Origin of the sequence: Fibrella arboris, assembly GCF_041321095.1 — a bacterium.
In the GTDB taxonomy this organism is placed as follows: domain Bacteria; phylum Bacteroidota; class Bacteroidia; order Cytophagales; family Spirosomataceae; genus Fibrella; species Fibrella arboris.
Window position 1 is genome coordinate 231,135 of record NZ_JBGGWE010000008.1, and the last position, 20,828, is coordinate 251,962.

General features: G+C 55.2%; 12 protein-coding genes. 5 read left to right on the forward strand and 7 right to left on the reverse strand.

The features are described 5' to 3' along the window. Positions 1–53: 53 nt before the first annotated feature. From ACAW75_RS16060 to ACAW75_RS16075, 4 genes are all read right to left on the reverse strand, one after another. A complete protein-coding gene (locus ACAW75_RS16060; RefSeq protein WP_370729750.1) occupies positions 54–5,189 on the reverse strand; it encodes a translocation/assembly module TamB domain-containing protein in 5,136 nt (1,711 codons plus the stop codon). 151 nt (positions 5,190–5,340) lie between these two features. After that, positions 5,341–7,830, reverse strand: a complete 2,490-nt coding sequence (locus ACAW75_RS16065) for an SMP-30/gluconolactonase/LRE family protein (RefSeq protein ID WP_370729751.1) — start codon at positions 7,828–7,830, stop codon at positions 5,341–5,343. Positions 7,831–7,911: 81 nt separating this feature from the next. Continuing rightward, complete coding sequence (locus ACAW75_RS16070; RefSeq protein ID WP_370729752.1) at positions 7,912–9,114, reverse strand: molybdopterin molybdotransferase MoeA; 1,203 nt, start codon at positions 9,112–9,114, stop codon at positions 7,912–7,914. Between the two features lie 217 nt (positions 9,115–9,331). Then, positions 9,332–10,240 carry a YihY/virulence factor BrkB family protein gene (locus ACAW75_RS16075; RefSeq protein ID WP_370729753.1) on the reverse strand — a complete coding sequence of 303 codons (909 nt, stop codon included), beginning with the start codon at positions 10,238–10,240 and terminating at the stop codon, positions 9,332–9,334. 177 nt (positions 10,241–10,417) lie between these two features. On the opposite strand from ACAW75_RS16075, the gene ACAW75_RS16080 reads away from it, so the two are divergent. Both ACAW75_RS16080 and ACAW75_RS16085 read left to right on the forward strand, forming a co-directional pair. Continuing rightward, positions 10,418–11,149 carry an SDR family oxidoreductase gene (locus ACAW75_RS16080; protein WP_370729754.1) on the forward strand — a complete coding sequence of 244 codons (732 nt, stop codon included), beginning with the start codon at positions 10,418–10,420 and terminating at the stop codon, positions 11,147–11,149. A 99-nt stretch (positions 11,150–11,248) separates the two neighbouring features. Beyond that, positions 11,249–12,559 carry a PQQ-dependent sugar dehydrogenase gene (locus ACAW75_RS16085; RefSeq protein ID WP_370729755.1) on the forward strand — a complete coding sequence of 437 codons (1,311 nt, stop codon included), beginning with the start codon at positions 11,249–11,251 and terminating at the stop codon, positions 12,557–12,559. A gap of 106 nt (positions 12,560–12,665) precedes the next feature. Here the strand turns inward: ACAW75_RS16085 and ACAW75_RS16090 are convergent, their stop codons facing one another. After that, complete coding sequence (locus tag ACAW75_RS16090; RefSeq protein WP_370729756.1) at positions 12,666–13,793, reverse strand: XdhC family protein; 1,128 nt, start codon at positions 13,791–13,793, stop codon at positions 12,666–12,668. A gap of 286 nt (positions 13,794–14,079) precedes the next feature. Here ACAW75_RS16090 and ACAW75_RS16095 point away from each other — a divergent pair, with 286 nt between their 5' ends. Both ACAW75_RS16095 and ACAW75_RS16100 read left to right on the forward strand, forming a co-directional pair. Further along, positions 14,080–15,429: a GH1 family beta-glucosidase gene (locus ACAW75_RS16095; RefSeq protein WP_370729757.1), complete on the forward strand. Its 1,350-nt coding sequence runs from the start codon at positions 14,080–14,082 to the stop codon at positions 15,427–15,429. A gap of 179 nt (positions 15,430–15,608) precedes the next feature. After that, a complete protein-coding gene (locus tag ACAW75_RS16100; protein ID WP_370729758.1) occupies positions 15,609–17,651 on the forward strand; it encodes a M3 family metallopeptidase in 2,043 nt (680 codons plus the stop codon). 74 nt (positions 17,652–17,725) lie between these two features. Here ACAW75_RS16100 and ACAW75_RS16105 read toward each other — a convergent pair whose 3' ends face one another. After that, a complete protein-coding gene (locus tag ACAW75_RS16105) occupies positions 17,726–18,274 on the reverse strand; it encodes a YceI family protein (protein WP_370729759.1) in 549 nt (182 codons plus the stop codon). A 236-nt stretch (positions 18,275–18,510) separates the two neighbouring features. On the opposite strand from ACAW75_RS16105, the gene ACAW75_RS16110 reads away from it, so the two are divergent. Then, positions 18,511–19,353 carry a hypothetical protein gene (locus ACAW75_RS16110; protein WP_370729760.1) on the forward strand — a complete coding sequence of 281 codons (843 nt, stop codon included), beginning with the start codon at positions 18,511–18,513 and terminating at the stop codon, positions 19,351–19,353. Between the two features lie 4 nt (positions 19,354–19,357). On the opposite strand, the gene ACAW75_RS16115 is transcribed toward ACAW75_RS16110, so the two are convergent. Beyond that, a complete protein-coding gene (locus ACAW75_RS16115; RefSeq protein ID WP_370729761.1) occupies positions 19,358–20,818 on the reverse strand; it encodes a rubredoxin in 1,461 nt (486 codons plus the stop codon). Positions 20,819–20,828: the final 10 nt, after the last annotated feature.

Below are 20,828 nucleotides of genomic sequence, written 5' to 3' on the forward strand. Positions count from 1 at the left end.
GGCCGCCTTCGCGACAGCCACACAGCGCAAAACCTTCGACTGAGCCCTCCTGCTTACTCTATTTCCTCTTCTTTACGTCTCCGAACCAGTTCGGCCAGCGTATTAAAATCAACGGTGATAACGAAGCCAACGCCTGTTTCGATAACAAATCCTTCCAGAATGGTTCGTTCCGTGTTGCTACGCCGGTAGGCACGCAGGGCATATCGGCCATCCCGTGTGAGGTTGTAGTTTAAATTGAGGTTATCGAAAACGGCGTTGTTATTCTGGGCTGCTTTCACGTCCTGCGAGCCATCGACCAGGAAGTTTTTACCCACCGACACGGTTAGCCGACCCTGTAGAAAGCTGCGCGAAAGGCCGATGTTCAGGTCGGTACGGTTCGAGCCAGCGGTACCGCCCGTTTCGGCCGTACCGCTCCGCGAGTTCAGGCCCACATCGAGGTCAACGCCTTTGATCAGACCCGACGCAAATTGCTGTAATTGCTGGCTGATGATCTTGCTCACACTGCTTCGGGCCAGTCCTTCTGCCGTGTTGCCCACGTTGAATTCAGAGGAAGAATTGCCCGACGTTTCGGCAATAAAGTTGCCCAGGATAAGCAGGCCGAATACCTGTTTGTTCAACTGATTCTGGTCTTCGCGCAGGCTGGCCAGCTTTTGCGACACCAGATCAGAGGCACTGCCCAGGCGCGAAAGTGTTTCGCGGGGGGCAATGATATCAAACGTAATGGTTGGGGCGGCCAGATTTCCGCTCAGGGTCAGGGCCACGTTGTAGGGCAGATTGACCTTGGTGGTGGGTTGGGTAGCGTTGGTGCTTTCGCTGGAAATAAGCGCGTCCGATGTGGTTCGGGCCTCATAGATCGCCGTCAGGTTCAGATCGGCTTTCAGCGGGTCGCCGGTGAAATTGATGTACCCACCCTTCTGTAACTCAAATTCGCGCTGCAACACCTGATACGTCAGTGAATAGCGACCTTCTGTTACTTCATACCGACCCAGCACCGACACCTGGCCGCTTGGTGATACGCTCACGGCGAGGTTGGCATTACCGCGCGCCTTCAGATTATCTCCGTTCAGTTCATCAACAATAATCGTGATCTCCGATTTGTCGTCGGCTTCGAGCGTCAGGTTGATCGTTGAGTTATTCAACTGATCGAACTGAAGCGGAGCCAGAACCGTATCGGGTCGGGGGCGCAGGTATTTGCTGAGCGCCAGCGTATCGTTGTGGTTGATGAACGTTACCGATTGGCGTGCATCGTTCAGACTGGCCTCATCACTGGGTAAGACGGTGGTGACCTGACTGCCATCTTCCAGTTTCACACTACCAGTTACGGCGGGTGTTCCGCCCTTGCCCACAATGTGAAGGTTAGCCGAGATGGCCGCTTTGCCGTAAAAGAAGTCGTTGTCTTTACGGGCGGCGTTCAGCGCCAGGAAGTTCTGAGCCCGCACCCGCAGATCATACGACACATCAGGAATATTGCTCAGCTCAACCTTCCCGTCGGTGGTCAGTGTCCGGCCCAGTGTGTCGCGCAGGTTGAAATCAGTAAACGTCAGCGTCTGGCCCGACAGTCGAATCCGTTCCTGGTCAATGCGGTACGTGGCGTTCAGCTGCTTGATATTGAAGGCGACCGAGTCGAACGAGATGCCACCATTGAGCCGGGGGTTGCTGGTACTCCCCTGGATGTCGGTTTCACCGCGGAGTTGACCTTTCGCCCGGCGCAGTTCACCAAAACTGAAGGCCTCAATCGTTTTGGCGTCGAGTTTATTTAGTTTCAGGTAAAAATCGAGCTGTTCTTTTGGATTGGTCGGGTCATAATAGCCCGACACTTTGGCGTCGTTGGTGGCGCTCAACAGCGTCACGTTCACGCCAATCCGCCCACCCGATGCATTGGCAAAATCGCCGGTCAGTGTCCCGATTGGTTTTTGCATGACCTGCAGGCTGTCTACTTTCAGGTTACCCGTAAACGATAACGGCGTACCGTTAGGCGGCGACAGGTAGTCGCGCACCACAACAGTGCTATTCAACGTTCCCCCGACCAGCGTGGTATCCTGATTGGCCAGACTCGACAGGTCGCTCAAGCTTACGTTTCTGGCTTCAACCCGAAGTGGGCCGTTTGGCACAGGATTTACACTATTGACACTAATCGTCTGCGAACCTTGTCTGAGCAGGAAGTTCTGCGCCAGTACGCCGTTGGGACCGTATTGCAGGTAACCCGTCGTGTCGGATGTCCAGGTGCGGTAATTGGTCAGCAGGCCACGCTGACCAACCTGGAGCCGGTAGCTATCTCCCATGAGCGAAACCAGTCCGGCCAGCCCATACCGGTCTTTATTCACCGAATCTTTGTTGACGACTGAGAACGAGAACCGGTTATTGGCGGCTGATCCGCTAAGTTGCGTCAGGCCTATTTTCAGGCTGTTGGTTTGCAGCGAATTCACCTGACCGGCCACACTCAGTTGGTTATTGTAGGCCAGTAACCCCAGCGACGACCCGTTGACGACAATCGTATCGTAGTCGACCAGGCCAGTTTTGATGGTGGCGGCGAAGGTTGTATCCCGGGAATTGTCCAGGTAAGCGTCGAGTGAAACGGGCTCCAGCTTACGAAGGGCGGGAACAAAAGCCTGTAGGAGCGGGTGTTGACGTACCTGGCCGTTTATATAGAAGCTATACGGCGGTTGCACGGCCTTGTAGGCCAGACCAGGAAGTTTGAGATACTTCCCGATTTCGCTGGCCACAATATCATACAACTGGGTATATTCAAACTGGCCGCTCAACGCAAGCTGGCCAAAAGGAAGCCCCAGAATCAGGGTTTTGCGGTTAGGCGCCTGTGTACCGGCCTTCAGATACAAGGTATCGATTGGGTACGTTTTGCCTTTTAGCTGAACCACCGCATCATTGGCATAGACGGTACCCGCGGGCCTGGCCGGATCGGTCGAGGTCATGGCCAGCCTGATGTTCCCTTTTATCGACAGCGGATCGGCATAGAGTTTCAACTTATCAAGGTTAAGCTCCTGGATGTTGATGTCACCGGCAATGGCGGGGTACGTTGTTTTCAGGTTCACCTTCGTATCCAGATTCAGCCGCACATTGGGGTCATTGATCCCGCCCTGCAGCGTCAGTACCCCATTGACGAGCGAGCCATTGACGTCGGCATTTTTGTAGGAATACCCATTGAGGCCAGCTTCGGTAACCACCGCCCTGAAATTCGTCTGCATGGTGGCCGGGTCAATACCACGCCCGTTTACGGCAGCCTGGGCGGTGATCGTACCAAACTGGGCCGGATTCATCAGCCACTTGCCCGCTTCGAACTTCGTCAGCACGGCCTTGCCGGCATACGCCTGATTGGTGCCCGCGTAGAAGTTACGGAGTGTTCCGTCGAACGAAGCAGTTCCCCAATTGGTGGCCAGTTTGGCGTTGGTAGCCAGGTTGTTGAGCGTGCCGCGAATTTTTCCGGTCAGCGTAAGCTGCGGTGCCAGCGCCAACGAGTCGGGCAACGTACCTGGGGGCACCAGTTTACGAATGTCGGCGCGGTTGGTTCTGGCCTCGTTGAGGGTCAAGTCCAGACCGAGCCGATCGGGGGTGGTCACATTCGTAAGCCGGCCACTGGCTTTCAGCACCGTTCCTGAGAACATAGCGAATTCCGCTTTGGGAATGCGTAGGTCGGCGAGTGTGCCGCGTAGCTGGGCGTCAGCCCGCACGACCTCGTTCCGGTTGCCTGCCAGGGGAGGGGTGTCGGCCAGGAAAGGGGCCAGCTGCAGCATATCGGCAAAGGCCAGCTTACTCTGCCGCAGGTTCAGCACCACCTTCACCCGATTCAGGTTTTTTCCTTCCGTTGCCCGGGTCAGCTGGCCAAGTGAGTCATACCGAAGTTCGAGTCGGTCGCGCAGCAGGGTACTGGGTGTACGGATGAAGAGGTTGGTGAGCAGGGTTGCTTTTTCACCGTAAAGCAGGTCGACGTCGAAATGTTGCAGTACGAACCCGCTTTTATCCCTGAACTTACCTTGCCGGATCTGCCCCGAAATACGATCCGGACTGTAGAGCAAATTCCGCCCTTCAATGCCGAGTTGGGTTAGGTCAAGGTGCCCGTAGTCGAGCCCGCGTGGCTGCCGGGGCTGCGTTTCATCATTGAACCGGATGCGGTTGTTGGAAAATTTTACCGAACCGACGCGGGCAGTCCAGCCTGCCGACTGTGCGGCTTCGGCCTGTTCCTGCGCCTTGACCGTCGCTTTGACAGCCGGATCGGTCTGCTGAATAGCCGCCACCGCATCGGGCGATCGGCCCGCTTGCTGGGTACGTTGCGGCTTCAGCAGGCTGGCCGTAATGTCGGCGTTGGCCATCGCCAGTGACCGGATACCAATTTTTTCGCCATTGAGGTGAAAATAATCGCTCTCCATGGCCAGTTTGTCCACCTTTCCGGTTGTGGCAAAGTCGGCAGTTTCAACGCGGACGTCCCATAAGGCGCGCGTCATTTGCCAGTTGCCCAGGCCCAGCGTCAGGGTATCGCCCGGTTTCGACGGGGTGGATGGCGTAGGAATACCGTTGTAGATCCGACTCTTCACGCTCAGTCCATCGGCCGAAACGTTGCCAATAAGGTAGCGGGATCGGGCCACGTTCACCTCATTGAAGTTGACGCGCAGGCTGTCTACGTAGGCATTAACATTCGCCCCGGCTACATCGTCTTCGTAGCGGATGAGGGTCTTGCGCAGCGTCACACCCGACAGGCTGATGTCGAGCGGTGTAGCGGTGGTGTCGGGCGGCGGGGCAATTTTCGTGGCCAGGCTGGCCGTATCGGGTTGCGCCGTATTGAAGGCGTCGAGGATGTAATTAAAATTAAATGAAGTGTCTGGTAATGTGCGGGTTACGTGTATGCTGACCTGCTCAAGTTCGATCTGGTTCAGTGTGATTTTATTCTGTAACAACGCCATCATATCGACATCGACGCGCATTCGTTTGCCAAGCAGCAGCGTGTCGCCCTGGGGCGTTTTGAAAAATACATCCTCCAGTTCAATCCAGTCGGGGATATGGTAGCTGATTCGACCGATACGAAAGGGCGATTTGATTTTTTTGCCCAGGTAGCTGTTGACCTGCTGCGTCACAAAGCTCTGGCCCCAGGATGTTGTTGCGATGACCGTGACAAAGCCAGCGACCAACAGCACGAGAGCCAGAATAACCAGACCAGTTGTTACCAAAAATCGTTTCACGAAGTGCGTAGAGTGAGTGAAGAATCCCTTCCGTAGTAACGCGAAAAAGGGGAAGGGTGTTATTTAAAGAGTAGTTTGGGGAACCAAGCGAGTGGGTGATGGCGGGTTCAGGACGGCTATACCCAGCCTGAGCTCGATGACCCGATCCAAACTAGTCGTCGTCTTCCTCCTCGTCGATCTTACCTGCTTTCACGAAAGCGCCCCGGCGGGGGGCGGGCATGACGCTGTGCTGACCGCGAACGGTCTGCCAAACGATTTCACTGAAAATCAGGTCATCGATCTCATCGGGACGGGTGAGATTGAACAGCGACGAGCGTTTTGAGTTTGTGTTTATCGCTACGTTTTTCTGATTCAGATCAATGCCGGCTGCACGGGCCGTATACGAAGCCGGATTCGCTTTTTTGTCGAAGCAACGCCACATTGGTGTCGCGGCGGCGTCGTACTGACTCATGGGTTTCAGTCCCAGGATCAGCTCGATGGTTCGCAGCATACCGGAGGTAGAATACATCGTGTGATCGACGAAGCCACGCTTTACATACCCACCCGCGACGAAAGCGATAGACCGGTGTGCATCTACGTGGTCGGGGCCATTTTGGGCATCATCTTCCAGAATAAAAACAACGGATTCTTTCCAGATCGGGCTTTTCGAGAGATGCTCTACAAATTTACCGACAGCCAGATCGTTGTCGGCTACAGCAGCGTCGGGCGTCGGTAAACCAATTCTGGCCCCCGACGTGTGGTCATTGCCAAACCGGACCGTGTTGAACCTGGGTACGTTCCCGGCAGCCACCAGCGCGTCGAAATCGGCTTCCCAGGCGGCCTCCCGCTTGGTGTCCATATAGCCCAGGTTATAGCCTTTAAAGGTCGGGCAGAAATGGTTGTCGAGCGTCTGTATGTTTGGCTTTTCATCATCGGCAAACCAGCCGTAGCTCCGGTACGAAAGGCCCGCCCGTTGGCAATGGTCCCAGATAAAGCCATCGCGGGGATGGGCAATTTCTTTCTGCCCTTCATAATCGTAGGTGCCCCCCCGGCCGCCATAGCTGGTGACCCAGGTCTTCTCCACATAGTCGTTCGCGTAGGCGGCTGACGACCAGTTGTGCCCGTCGGCGCTGACCTCCGCATCGACGTAGAAATTATCGAGCAGAACGAATTCCTTTGCCAGCGCGTGCTGATTTGGCGTCACTTTCTGGGGGAAGAGACAGAGCGACGCGTCGCCATTGCCTTCCGTCATATCGCCCAGAATCTGGTCGTACGTCCGGTTTTCTTTGATGATATAAAATACATATTTGATCGGCGATCGCGGGCCGCCCACCCGCATGGGAATCGGGTTACCCGTTTCGCCTTCGGTTTGTAGCTCCTTGCGCTTGGTGTAGGGCGTATTGGCGTAAACGAGTCGGGAGTAAGCCGCCAGTATGTCTGGTTCCGGTACGTCAATCATCGACAGGGTGCCTTTGAACAGGCCGGCGATGTATTGCACCGGCCCTGGGTTGGCCTGTGGATTGGGGCCAACCTGCTGCGGGGTGCGTGTTCTGACCGGATTAGGCCCTTTGGGGTTGGCCTTCGATGAAAACCCTTTTCCGTTGGTAACGAACAACGTGGACCCAATCACCTTGACGGCCGTTGGGTACCAGCCCGTTGGAATAAACCCGCTGGAGAGGCTATGCCCCATGCGCGACACGTCGAAGACGGCCAGGCAGTTGTTGTCGGCATTGGCGATGTACAGCGTGTTCTCATCGTCACTCAGGGCGAGGCCATTGGGCGTGGTGCCCACCGGTGCATCGGGGAAGAGCGAAGCCGTGAGGGTTTCGATTACCTGCCGACGCGCCACGTCGATCAATGCCACCGTATTATCGTTACCATTGGCAACGAATAAGTACTTGCCATCGTGGGTGAGCAGTAAATCGTTGGGGTTTTTGTTGGTCGCTACCTTCGCCACGATCTGCAGCGTGTTTACATCGATGATCGCTACACCTGAGCCACCCCAGAGCGATACGTACAATTCATTCCTGCTGGGCGACAGTAGGCAGGTGTAGGCCGCCGACCCAATAGTAATTCTGCGAACCACCCGTCGATTTTTGGTATCGGCGACATAGAGCGAACTATCTTCTTTGGTAACTACGTAAAGGCGATCTTTCGAACTGTCGACACACAGGCCTGTAGGTGAAATCTTTACGGGCCAGGGTTTCCCCAGCAAAATTGGCTCGTCGGAAACAAGCTGCTGATTGTCAATACGGTACGTCAGAATCTTGTTGTCGTTTCCTCCCGACGCGTAGAGCGTTGTCTCGTCGTCGCTGAAAGCCAGCCCAACATATGCTTTGCCAACCCGGGCGGTATCCACGATTTTCCGGGTGTTCACGTCAACGAGCGTAATGCTCTGGGTGCTCTGCCCGTTGTTGGTGATGGCCATCAACTTTTTTGACGCTGAAACGACCATCGTCAACGGCAGGTCGTCGAGGTCGAGGCTGTTGCCGGGCGGCGTGAGCGACCAGCCATTGGGCAGGTTGATGCGTTTGGCCGCCAGGTTTTTGTAAACTGCTGCAGCTTCACCAGACTGGCCCGACCCGCTGTTGGGCTGGCAGGCGGTCAGGAATGACAGGAACAGGATACCTATTCCGAGGAAAAGAGTTGACTGTGTTTTCATGGAAGGGTTGCCGTGGCAGAAGCGGTGGCCTGATAGTAATTCCGATCGCTTAATTCACCAATTCGCAGCTTGCAGGCCCAGTTACCCGATTGGCCAGGCCAGCGCCATTGTACCGGCGGGAAAGTCGGTGCTGTGGGCAGGAAGTTCCAGGAACGCGTCGGCATTGGTCAGGTTTGTGAAATCACCAGAACCACTTCCCGGAAGCGGGTGTGCCAGTAAAAGGCCGTCTTGGGTTGCTTCCAGACCGGCAGGGATAAAATAGGTAAGCGCTGGTTTAAACGTGACCGATTGGGCCAGTTCCACGTAGAGGGGCGGGTCGAGCGGAAAGCCCATCGCCGTTTGCAGGTAGGGCCGTACGTAGCGGTAGAAACACATCGTGGTCGACACTGGATTTCCCGGTAACGCGAAGACAATGCGCTGGTGGTCATCGCTGCTACCAAACCAGAGTGGACGACCGGGCCGCTGCTCTACCTTGTGAAAATGACAGCGGATGCCCAGGGCACCCAACACGTCGGGAACGAAATCTGCTTTGCCAGCCGACACGCCACCGGTCATCACCAGCACATTATGGGTTGCCAGCAGGGTCGAGAGCCCGGCCGTAATTGTGGCCACATCGTCGGGGAATTTATGCACCGATGCGTCAAGGCCCATCTCCCGGAGGGCGGCCTGCAACATATACGCGTTCGACTGCCGAATCTGGTGGGGCAGGGGCGTCTGGTGCGTGTCGACCAGTTCGTCGCCGGTTGAAATCACGGCCACCCGAGGCCGTTGCAACACCGCGATGGAAGTCTGGCCTACCGACGCGACCACGGCCAGCTCAACCGGTCGAAGCAGGGTGCCCGCTGGTAACAGCACGTCGAAGGTGCGTTGATCGGTGCCCTGTTTATGCACATGCTGGCCCCGCGTCATGTCGCCTGGAACAGTCAACGTGGCCATGCCATCCGTGATCGACAGATCTTCGTACCGGATCACCGTGTCGGCGCCAGCAGGAAGTATGGAACCCGTCATTACCTCAATACAACCTTTAGGGTCGGAGAGAGGCTGCACCGGTTCTCCCGCCCGCTGAATAGCCAGTATCGGGTACGTTTTCTGGCCACTCGTCAGGGAATCGAACCGGAGGGCGATACCATCCATTGCCACCCGGTCGAAGGGCGGAAAGTCGCGGTCGGCCAGGATCGTTTCGACAAGCACTCGACCACATGCCTCGGTAAATGGCACCGTTTCGGTAGAGAGCGTCAGGCCATGATCGGCAAGAAGTTGGTCGGCGTCAGCGACAGTCAGCATAGAAAATCAGTTGATAACGGGCAAAAATAGGGTACTCGCCCGGAATGTGGCGTACATAGATGAAGGGGAGTAGATGGATTGTCTCAGATTGTTGATTTTAACAGGCGTCACGCTGCTCCCGTGCTGCTCCCGTGTGAGAGCCGTTTTAAGCCAACCCGCTGCGTCCGGCCAGTTAACCCGCCTGATCCGTGTACCCTACTCCAAGGAGCCAGTCCGCTCAGCTGGGCGAAGGTCTCTCCACTTCGGTGATCTGATAACCAACGGCGTTGCTGGTCGGCACGGCGTCGAGTTCAGCCCAGAGCGCATATTGCCGGGTGAAGGAAGCGCCAAAGTAAAAAATGAGCGAGCAGTAAAAAACCAGCAGCAGCACCAGTGTGATAGACCCTGATCGGCCGTGCACTTCCTGCATCTGCTGGTCGGTCAACAGCACTGCCAGTAGTTCCTCGCCCAGTGAGAACAGCAAGGCCGTAACAAACGCCCCCACCCCAATGGCCCGCCAGCTGATCTGAATATCGGGTAAAAATTTAAACAGGAGTATAAACCAGCCCGTCAACGTACCCACCGAGATCAGCTGCCGGGTTAGTTCAATGAACAGCAGGTACGTTGTGCCCACGTTGGAACTGGCCGCCGGTGTAAGTAGCCGACTGCTGGTTAAGGAAGCCGTGAAGAGCAGACCGGACGCAACAATGATGGCTAGTGCACTGACCCGGTTCCGAACAAACCGGCCACGTGGTGCGCCGGCTTTCACTTTCACATTCCACAGTTGGTTCAACGAATTTTTGATAACCTCAAACAGCGTTGTCGAGGCGATGAGCAGAATGAACAGGTTGACGATCATGAGCCAGCCGTCGGTTTTCTGGGGTTGAAGGTGCCGGGAAATATCCTGCAATTGCCGGGCGCCCCGAGGCCCGAACAGATCGGCCAGGTGCCGGAACAGCCGACTGCTCACGGCCGGCTCATAATCGTTGAACAACAGGCTTACCACCTGGCTGACAATGATGACTATGGGCGGCAGGGCAAAAAAAGCAAAAAAAGCAGTGGCCCCGGCCATACGGATAGGGTCGTTGGTTTTCAGATTGGCGAACGCCGGCCGGAACAGGGCCAGAAAAGAAACAAGTTTGCTCAATGGACCGGTCTTTTACACCTGGTTAACGGCTTGATCAGCTGATAGGTTTAGCGAAAGAAGCGAGTTGGGCAACGTACCTGGCGTGGCGCTGTGAGTTTATACCCGTTCACTTAGTAAAAGGGAACAGCTATACCCCGTTCACCGCCACCTTTGCAGGAACCAAAACGAACATCGGTAATGAAGCTGACCAACCATAAAATTCTGATCACAGGTGGCGCGTCAGGCATTGGCCTGGGCCTGACCGAACGGTTTATCCAGGAAAACAATACGGTCATTATCTGCGGACGGCGGGAAGAGGTCTTGAACGAGGTGGCGCAGCGTTTTCCGTCGGTAATTACCCGCGTCTGTGACCTGGCCATAGCGTCGGAACGGGAGGCGCTGTGTCAGTGGATGGCTGATGAGCACAGCGACCTGACTGTGCTGGTAAACAACGCGGGCATACAACAATGGATGGCAATCTCGGACGCCAATTTTTTCGAGCGGGCGCAACAGGAGCTACAGGTGAACGTGGAAGCGCCGCTCCACCTGACATCGCTACTGATGAAGCTACCTGCCCTCAAGACAATCCTGAACGTAACATCGGGGCTGGCATTTGTTCCGCTCGTAAAAGTGCCCGTTTATTCGGCCACCAAAGCGTTCGTTCATTCCTTCACCCTGTCGTTGCGGGCAATGGTGGCCGCTCATGGCATTGAGGTCATTGAAATCATCCCGCCTGCGCTGAATACAGATCTGGGCGGCAAGGGGCTGCACGACCAGGCGCCACCCGTCAGCCAATTCATCAAGGCAATCTTCGATCAGCTGGCGGCGGGCAAAACAGAATTGACCTTCGGGTTCAGCGACGCCATGACGAAAGCTTCGCCGGAGGAGCTACGCATGGCATTTACGCGAATGAATGGCCCGCCTCAATGAGCAGGTACAGGATGGCCTGGCGCGTGGAATGGGTAGCCAGGGTCTGGTTGCCGCCTTTGTTGAGCAGGATAAATCCTGTAAAACCGATCATCTCAATTCATGAAGGCTATTTTAGGTTCGTTTACTGCGCTGCTGACGGCCACGCTGGTGCTGACCGGTTCGGAAATGGTGGCAACGCATCGGCCACCGGCTAAAACGGTACGTATGGGCGTACGATCAATTAACCCTACGGATATAAAACTACCGGCCGGATTCAAGGCAGCCATTGTGGCCGAAGAACTGGGTGCCGCCCGGCACGTAGTGGTCAGCCAAACCGGCGATATCTACGTAAAGCTCGGCCAGCTAAAAGACGGGAAGGGGATCTATCGGCTACGGGATACCAATAACGATGGCCTGATCGACGAGCGAACCGGCTTTGGTGACTACCCCGGCACCGGCATTTTTATTCGGGATGGTTATCTGTACACGTCGTCCAACAACAGCATTTTTCGGTATAAGCTCAACGAGAAGCAGGAGGTGATCAGCCCCAACCAGCCCGAAAAGCTGGTGACTGGCCTGCGCGAGAAAGAGCGCGACAAATCGAAGTCAATTGCGGTTGATAATCAGGGTAATATCTACGTGAATATAGCGTCGGATAATGACCGGTGCCGGGTAGTGGGTACTGGCAAAGGTATGATGCCCTGCCCGTTGCTCGACTCGGCTGCCGGTATCTGGCAGTTCAAAAGCAATGTGCCCGACCAGCCCTTTTCGAGCGGTGTGCGGTTTGCTACCGGCCTGAAAAACGTAGTGGGGCTCGACTGGAATGGAAAGACCAATTCACTGTTTGTGATGCAGCATGGCCGGGGTAGTTTCGATGATTTCTATCCGCAGTATTACACGCCGCAGCAAAGTGCCGAGCTACCCGCCGAGACGATGTATGAACTTCATCGGGGCGATGACGCTGGGTGGCCTTACGTATATTACGATCACATCCAGAAAAAGAAAATCCTGGCTCCCGAGTACGGCGGCGATGGTAAAAAAACAGGCACCGCCCAGACCATTGACCCGCTGGCGGCTTTCCCGGCCCACATGGGCCCCAACGGGCTGCTATTCTACACCGGAACGACCTTCCCGGAGCGTTATCGGAACGGAGCCTTCATTGCGTTTCATGGCCAGTCGCAATCGCTGCACAAAGGGTATCTGGTCGGGTTTGTTCCGTTCAAAAACGGAAAGCCATCTGGCCCCTGGGAGATCTTTGCCGATAATTTTGCGGGTACCGATCTGGTCAAACCCACAGGACCAGTGCAGCATCGCCCCTGCGGACTGGCGCAGGGACCAGACGGTTCGTTATATGTGACCGACGACCTGAACGGCACACTATTCAAGATCAGCTACCAGGGAGCAGCGGTGAAGGCGTCGCGTGCGCGTTGAAAGGAGTATTTTCCTGGTTTGGCTGGCTTGCGGGCTAGCCAAAGCAGGAAAATAGTTTTTATGTCCGCTACGGGAAGCGTCCTGATCTGCCCTGGTAATGAGCTGGTCAGGACGCTTCCCGTTCGTGGATCGTGCTTTTGCGAAGGCGCAGGTACGTGCCATCACGGTCGGAGAAGGAAGCCCTGATTTCGGCCGCCAGCGAGAGGGCTATTTCTTCGGGCGATACGGCACCGATATCCAGCCCGACGGGTGCATGGATACGCGAAAAATCCGTTTCGGAAATAGATAGCCCTTCATCGGCCAGCTCGGCCCATATTTTCTCGGAACGTACCCGTGGCCCCAGCATACCAATGTATGGCGCTTTGGTGGCCAGGACCAGCGGCAGATTGTGCTTGTCCGTTTTGTAATCGTGCGACATCAGCACAACAGCGGTATGGTCGTCGAAAAGGATTTCGGAAAACCTCTCGGGCGGAACAATGGCGGTGACCAGATCAGCGATCTTCCGGTTCACCTTCAGCGCATTAGCGACTATCGTTACGCGCCAGCCCAGCTCGTGCACCAGGCGCGTGAGCGGGTATACATCGTACTGATGCCCCCACAGAACCAGGTGAATTTCGGGCGACAGGATTTCAATGAACGCATCCAGCGCCTGACCCGGCTGCCCCTCAACCCTGTACGGAGCCGATACGCCTTTGGCGAGTCGTGCCTGAATCCGGTCGTTTAACTGTTGCTGCATGTCGGGGTCCCGGAGCACAGCCAGACTGTCCGCGTCGGTATAGCGAATAACGTCTCCCTCCCGAAGAGTTGGCCAGTTACCGGCTAGTCCGGTGATCGTGATCAGGATGTGCGTTTGGCGGCGTTCGTTCATGCAGGTTTTCAAAACTTCAACGGAATTGTTCGGATCGGAGAAATCGAGGGGCGTGAAAAGCACATCGATGATGCCGTTGCAGCCAAGGCCAACACCGATCTGGTGTTCATCGTCGGTGGTTGTATCGTACGTTATTTTCGACGAGGACGCATTGGCAATGGCAAAGCGGGCACGTTTCAGGGCATCGCCTTCCAGGCATCCGCCACTGATCCCGCCAATCCAGAGGCCAGTGCTCATCACCAGCATTCGGGCGCCGGTTCGGCGGTAAGACGAGCCTTCAACCCGCACCACAGTGGCTAAGGCCGCCTGTGTCGTTTGCCGGTCGAGCTGGTCATACGCGTCAATAATTGCTTTTATTTCTTTCATACGTGAACGCTTACTTTCAGCAGCCCGTCCGCAGGTACTGCCAGTGCATAGATAAGCCGTCTCGGCCTGATAAACAACACGACAAGATTCGGTTGACGGATGCCCGTCAGAGAGCGGGGAAAAATGATTCTCTGGTGCTATAATGCAGCATTACGCCGGGTACGTTCCCATTTTCATGCGCCTGTTTGGGGCAGCCTAAACTCAGCTTAACAGTTTATTAACCTGGTCTGTCGAAACCTTCTCGGTATTGGTGACCAACTTGCAGCTACTTGATCTCTTTTTTCCGTTGACTTCACTGTTGCACCGAGCCGATTTTGGGCCTGATTTTGTCTGGGGAACGGCCACTGCGGCGTTTCAAATCGAGGGCGCTACATTGGCCGATGGGCGGGGCGCTTCTGTCTGGGATACGTTTTCGCAAAAGCGGGGCGCCATCAAAACAGGGGAGAATGCGCTGATGGCCTGCGATTTTTACTACCGGTACGCTACCGATATTGCGCTGAACAAAGAAATGGGCTTCAGCGCCTTTCGGTTCTCCATCGCCTGGTCGAGGGTGTTGCCGCAGGGGACAGGCCGGGTGAATGAAGCAGGCATTGCCTTCTACGAGCAGGTGATCGACGAGTGTATCCGGCAGGGCCAGACACCCTGGATCACGCTGTTTCACTGGGATTTGCCCCAGGCGCTCGAAGACCGGGGCGGTTGGATAAATCGGGAAGTGCTCACCTGGTTTGCCGAGTATGTCAGATTGATCGTACGCACATTTGGCCATAAAGTAAAACACTGGTTTGTGCTCAACGAGCCCTCGGCGTTCACCATTCTGGGGTACCTGGTTGGCATGCACGCCCCCGGCCGGCGTAGTTTCACGAGTATACCGGCGGTGATTCACCACGCTGCCCTGGCGCAGGCCGACGGCGGGCGAATCATCCGGGAGCACGTACCTGGTGCAGTTATCGGGACCACCTTTTCATGTTCGCCCGTTGAGCCGATCAGCCCCCTGAAACGGGATGTGCAGGCGGCCCAACGGGCCAACGCGTTGCTGAATCGACTGTTTATTGAACCCACGCTTGGTCTGGGTTACCCGGTGCAGGAGCTTCCTTTTCTGAAAGCGATCGAGAAGCGATTCGCCAGGCCCGGTGACCGGGAACGACTGGCCTTTGATTTTGACCTGCTTGGCCTTCAGCATTATTTCCGCGTGGTAGTCGAGCATTCGCTGCTGGTGCCGTATCTCTGGGGACGCGATGTGTCGCCCAACCGTCGGCAGGTAGAGGCGATCACTGAAATGGGCTGGGAGGTTCATCCTGACAGCATGTTGCACATTCTGCGGCAGTTCAGTCTCTACGACGGTCCGCATCGCTGGATCGTTGCCGAAAGCGGCGCGGCTTTTTTCGATCAGATCGAAGACGGGCAGGTGATCGACACCGCTCGTACGGCTTACCATGTGCAATGCCTGCAACAGGTACGTCGGGCAATGACTGATGGCGTGGATCTGGCTGGCTACTTTGTCTGGACGCTGCTCGATAATTTCGAGTGGGCAGAAGGGTACCGGCCCCGCTTTGGCCTCGTTCACGTTGACCACCGCACCCAACACCGGATCATAAAGCAGTCGGGCCACTGGTTCAGGCATTTCCTGTCGGAGTAAAAGCGGCTTGCTCGCTCAGGCTTTCCCGAACGTCCTGACCTTTTTTCGTCGTCGGCCGTTTATTTTTGCCTTTCACTTTTGTTCTGTTTTTACCCTGCCTGGAAACGCCCCTGTTTCTGTATGCGGGGCCTTTTGTTTTTCCTAGCCGACACGGCCTTTGCCAGTCGCCAACAAGAACTATGACTACTGAAAACCCGCTGTTAAAGCCGTTTCAAACTGTACACGCAACGGCTCCCTTTCCGCTCATAAAAAATGAGCATTACCTGCCGGCCATCACCGATGGCATTGCCGCCGGCCGAAACGAAGTGGAGGCTATCGCCAATCATGAAGCCGCGCCGACCTTCGAAAACACCATCGTTGCTCTCGAACGAAGCGGCGATCAGCTTAGCCGGGCAACGTCGGTGCTGTTTAACCTGAATGCGGCCGAGACAAGCCCCGAAATCCAGCAGATCGTGAAAGAGGTGTCGCCTCTACTGACGGAATACGGCAATGATATTACGCTGAATGAGCGGCTATTTGCCCGGATCAAGCAGGTATATGATCAACGCGACAGCCTGGCGCTCGACGTAGAGAGCCACATGCTACTGGAGAAAATGTACAAGCGTTTTGCGCGCAACGGGGCCAACCTCAGCGCAACGGATAAAACCCAACTGCGGGCCATAGACAAAGAACTGGCGCAGGTATCCATTCAGTTTGGTGAGAACGTGCTGAACGAAACCAACGAGTACGTCCTGGAAGTGACCGACGAGCAGGCACTCGGTGGCTTGCCCGATTTTGTGAAGGAAATGGCTAAAAAAGTGGCCTCCGAAAAAGGGCTGTCAGGCTGGGCGTTCACACTGCAGGCGCCCAGCTATGGTCCGTTCATGCAATACGCCGACAACCGGGCCCTGCGCGAAAAACTGTACCGTGCCTACAATGGCCGGGGCTATCAGGGTAACAAAAACGACAATCAGGCAAACATCAAACGGATGGTACAGCTCCGGTATGACCGGGCTAACCTGCTGGGCTACAGTACCCACGCTGATTTCGTGCTGGAAGAGAGCATGGCTGGCTCGAGCCAGAAAGTGAATGCATTTCTGGATGACCTGGTGCAGCACGCCCGCCCTTCAGCCGAACGCCAGCTGGCCGAGCTGACGGCGTTTGCCAAAGCCATCGGATTCGAGGGCGACCAGATTGAGCAGTGGGATTTCAGTTACTATGCCGAGAAGCTGAAAAAAGAGCAGCTCGACCTCGACGATGAGGTACTGCGGCCATACTTTAAGCTGGAAAATGTGCTGGAAGGCGTTTTCACCGTGGCCAACAGGCTGTATGGCATCACCTTCAAAGAAAACGACGCCATTCCGGTCTATAACCCGGAAGTAAAAGCCTACGAAGTATTTGATCAGAACGGCGCCTACCTGGCCGTGTTCTACGGCGATTATTTCCCGCGGGCAGGCAAACGCAGCGGTGCCTGGATGAGCGATGTGCAGGGCCAGAAAATCGTTGATGGTGTAAACCTGCGGCCGCATATTGTGAATGTCTGCAACTTCACCCGGCCCACAGATACCCGTCCGTCGTTGCTGACCTTTTATGAGGTGACCACGCTCTTCCATGAGTTTGGTCATGCACTGCATGGTATGCTGGCCAACAGTCAGTACGAAAGCCTGAGCGGTACCAGTGTTCCCCGCGATTTTGTGGAACTGCCGTCGCAGATGATGGAAAACTGGTGCTACGCGCCCGAAGCGTTGAACCTGTTTGCTAAACAGTACCAGACCGGTGACGTACTTCCGCAGGTGTTGGTGGAAAAAATCCGGGCCAGCCAGAATTTCATGGCGGGTATTGCCACACTTCGCCAGCTCCGTTTCGGCCTGACTGATATGTATTACCATGACCGACAGCCAACTGGCGAATCAGTGACCGATATTGAGAGCCACGCCGATTCACTGGTAAATCTGTTTCCGCGTGTGCAGGGCACTGCGTTTAGTACCTCGTTTTCTCACATCTTCGCGGGGGGCTACTCGGCAGGCTATTACAGCTACAAATGGAGCGAAGTGCTGGATGCGGATGCCTTCGAGTATTTCCAGGAGAATGGTGGACTGGAGGCCAGTGAGGTGGCGCAGAAATTCCGGGAGAATGTACTGGAAAAAGGAGGCAGCGAAAAGCCAATGGAGTTGTATAAAAAATTCAGGGGGCGTGAACCATCCCCCCAGGCCATGCTCCGCCGAAGTGGACTAGCCGCATAGAAACGTCAACTGGCTTTGCTGTCACTGGCTCAATCAGTGACAGCGAAGCCAGTTGACGTTTCCGGTTTTTCTGCTTATGCCTGCTTGGTCACCTGAATGTTCATGACCAACCGAACGTCGTCGCTCACGACTACGCCACCGGCTTCGGTCACGCCATCCCAGGTCAGGCCAAATTCTTTGCGTTTGATCGTGCCGGTAACCTCAAAGCCTGCTTTTGTCTGCCCGTAGAAATCCTGCATCTGGCCACCATATTCTGCTTTCAACGTCACGGGTTTCGTCACACCGTGCAAGGTCAGGTCGCCGGTCAGACTGTAGGTGTCATCACCGGTTTTAGTCATGCCTGTCGATTTGAAGGTCAGTTGAGGAAACTGCTCCGCATCGAAAAACTCGCCTGATTTCAAGTGGCCGTCGCGTTGCTCATTACCAGTATTGATGCTGTCGATATCGGCGGCGAATGAAATCGCCGCGTTTTCAAAATCTTCACCAGCCATGTCGAGCTGACCGTCGAACTGGCCAAAGGAACCAGTAACGGTTGATACCATCAGGTGTTTCACTTTGAATTGTACTTCTGAATGCAATGGGTCGATTACCCAGGTCGTAGCGGTTGTGGTTTGTGCTTCCATGATAGCTGTTATGTTTGTAGGTGTATTTAATGTATATACATGTAAATGGAATAAAGTGTTCCCGCTGTCCAAACATTTTCATCATTTTTTGTGAAGGATCCATCCAGTCAATAAGCAACCGGCAGTGTAGTACATGAGACTATTAACTATATAGACCATATTCTAAATTCTAGGCAATAAATACATGGGTGTAGGGGTTGAACGGGTGGCAGAACGTTGCGTTCAGACAGTCGCCTATGCGTATTCCACTCAACGAGACCCTTCTTTTTTGCCTATCCCTGCTCTGTCTGAGTAGCCTGACGTATGCCCAGCAGGCCACGCCGTTTTTCCGACCCGACGAACAGGGGCAGTTGGGGGTAACCATCGGCTTGGGAGGCGTCAATTATTTGGGCGATCTAAATGGGCGCAAGGCTTTTCGGCGGGAAGAAATTGGCGTAACCGTAGAGGCCGGACTGGTGTATCGACTGGCTGATCAGCTGCTTGCCCGGGGCATCTTCAGGATAGTTGAGCTGAGAGGGTCGCAGATGCGAACGCCCCAATCGGCCAGCAACCTGTCGTTTCGCAGCATAAATCCCGAATTGATGGGCCAACTGCAATTCGATTTGCGCCCTGCGGCGAGTCGCCCGCTGATTAATCCCTATCTGGTTGCTGGTGTGGGATTTACGTACCTGTCGCCGCAAGCCCGTTACCAGAAACGATGGATACAATTGGCTCCGTTGACGACCGAAGGCGAACACTACAGCCGACTGGCCGTACTGGCTACCATGGGCACGGGGGTATCCGTTCGGTTACCCAGCCAGTTACTTGTCTCATTAGAGATAAATTATACGTTACCCAGCAGCGACTACCTGGACGATGTCAGTACGGTGTATCCATACGCCTCTTCTTTGCGCGGAAGCGAAGCGATTATCCTGTCTGACCGGCGGGCCGAACTGGGGTTGCCGCTACACGATCCTGGCGACCAGCGGGGCTTTTCTGTTGGTAAAGATGCCTACCTGACGGGGATGATACGATTGACGAAGCCCCTCTCGTCAGCCAAAGAACGAAAGTACCGTCGTGATGTAAATTGTGTGCGGTAGACGTTTATGCTACCGCCACGGCCTGTATGCTCACCCATTCCTGTTTGGGAGCGTCGCAGGTAGGGCACAGGTACGTCTCCGGTACGTCGGCAAAGGGTGTTCCTGGGGCGACGTCATTTCTCGAATCGCCAAATTGCGGGTCATAGGCGGTAAAACAATGCGGACATTGGAACACAGTGGGAGCAACGGGCAATACCGGAGCAGGCGCCTCGTCTGGATCGGCGGGCATCTGTTCGTACTGAATTTTGAGGCGTTGCGTGCTGAACTGCCTGCATAACCGGTGTACCTGAACCGGCAGGCTAGACCGCAGCAGACCCTTCTCGAACAGGAAATAGGTTCGGCTGTTCGGATTGAATTGTTCGGTGAAATACAGGTCGTAAACACTCAGCAGGGGCAGGGCACCTATTCGCAGCAGCGCACGCCGACGAATCAGGATGGAACCGAAAACTTCCGATTTGGGCCGTGTCTGAACGCCGAAGCAGAGGCCGAAGGTGCGGGTATCGTACCGCTCGAAGTAGCGCACAATCTGTTGTTTGATGGCGGTGCCTTCGTCGGAATGGTCTTCTGTTTGCCAGGCTAATTCGTTGGCAGCGTGGCGCACGTTGATGTTGTGCTTACCCAGCATCATGGACCAGGCCCGTCGGTCTTCTTCTGAAATATTCTTGATGATCAATGACTTCCAGGGGGTGATGCACAGTTCCCCTACGCGGGTCCGCAGGCAGAGCGCACAGAGATCGAGCAGAAAATCGACGGAGAACTGTTCGTCCTGCCGGTACAGGCCAAGCCAGGTACGTTGCCCGTAGCGGTTGAACCCTTCGTAATAAGGTAGCGAAAATTCGGGTAACTGTACCTGTTGAGTAGCGGGCTGGGTAATGAACGAAGCTTTGCGGTTTACTTCGTCGTAGAGGGCATCGGCGGTGTGGAGGTCACCCGCCAGTAAGGCCTCTTCAACAAGTTTTGCCAATCGCCCAACATCATTGGTATAGATCAGATCCCGCCATTGAAAGACGGTGTTTGACTGCCTGGGCCGGACATACAAGTACCAGAAATGGGGGTCGGGCGAGGCAATAAAATTAAGATTACCGGTGAAAAAGGGCGTGAAACTCTGGTCTGAATCTGACAGGTTGATTTTCAGACGGGGCTGGTAATCGAACTGATCGAGCAGGGTATGGTATTCACCCTCGCGCAACCACGAGCCCGTGCGGAATACTTCTTCACCGCAATAGGAACTGATGATATTCGGAAACTCGTCGGTGTTGGTTTCAAAGGTGATCTGCTGCTGACGAAGTGCCTTCTCAAACGACCGCATTTCTTCGTAATGCACGGTTATCAGTAGTTGCTGACGGGCACCAAACCGCACCCGACGTACCCTGGCTTCGTAGGCTATTTTCAGAATGACCTGTAGGGCCGCTGGTGACGCAATGCCAGCGGGCAGGTTGATCTTAACGGTGTAATAGTCGCGCATAACTAGTTGA

What these genes read in the sequence shown, in the direction of transcription:
- ACAW75_RS16085 (WP_370729755.1), top strand. Translation starts at nt 11,249, where the DNA reads ATGAAGGCTATTTTAGGTTCGTTTACTGCGCTGCTGACGGCCACGCTG.
- ACAW75_RS16065 (WP_370729751.1), bottom strand. Translation starts at nt 7,830, where the DNA reads ATGAAAACACAGTCAACTCTTTTCCTCGGAATAGGTATCCTGTTCCTG.
- ACAW75_RS16115 (WP_370729761.1), bottom strand. Translation starts at nt 20,818, where the DNA reads ATGCGCGACTATTACACCGTTAAGATCAACCTGCCCGCTGGCATTGCG.
- ACAW75_RS16100 (WP_370729758.1), top strand. Translation starts at nt 15,609, where the DNA reads ATGACTACTGAAAACCCGCTGTTAAAGCCGTTTCAAACTGTACACGCA.
- ACAW75_RS16090 (WP_370729756.1), bottom strand. Translation starts at nt 13,793, where the DNA reads ATGAAAGAAATAAAAGCAATTATTGACGCGTATGACCAGCTCGACCGG.
- ACAW75_RS16110 (WP_370729760.1), top strand. Translation starts at nt 18,511, where the DNA reads ATGCGTATTCCACTCAACGAGACCCTTCTTTTTTGCCTATCCCTGCTC.
- ACAW75_RS16070 (WP_370729752.1), bottom strand. Translation starts at nt 9,114, where the DNA reads ATGCTGACTGTCGCTGACGCCGACCAACTTCTTGCCGATCATGGCCTG.
- ACAW75_RS16105 (WP_370729759.1), bottom strand. Translation starts at nt 18,274, where the DNA reads ATGGAAGCACAAACCACAACCGCTACGACCTGGGTAATCGACCCATTG.
- ACAW75_RS16080 (WP_370729754.1), top strand. Translation starts at nt 10,418, where the DNA reads ATGAAGCTGACCAACCATAAAATTCTGATCACAGGTGGCGCGTCAGGC.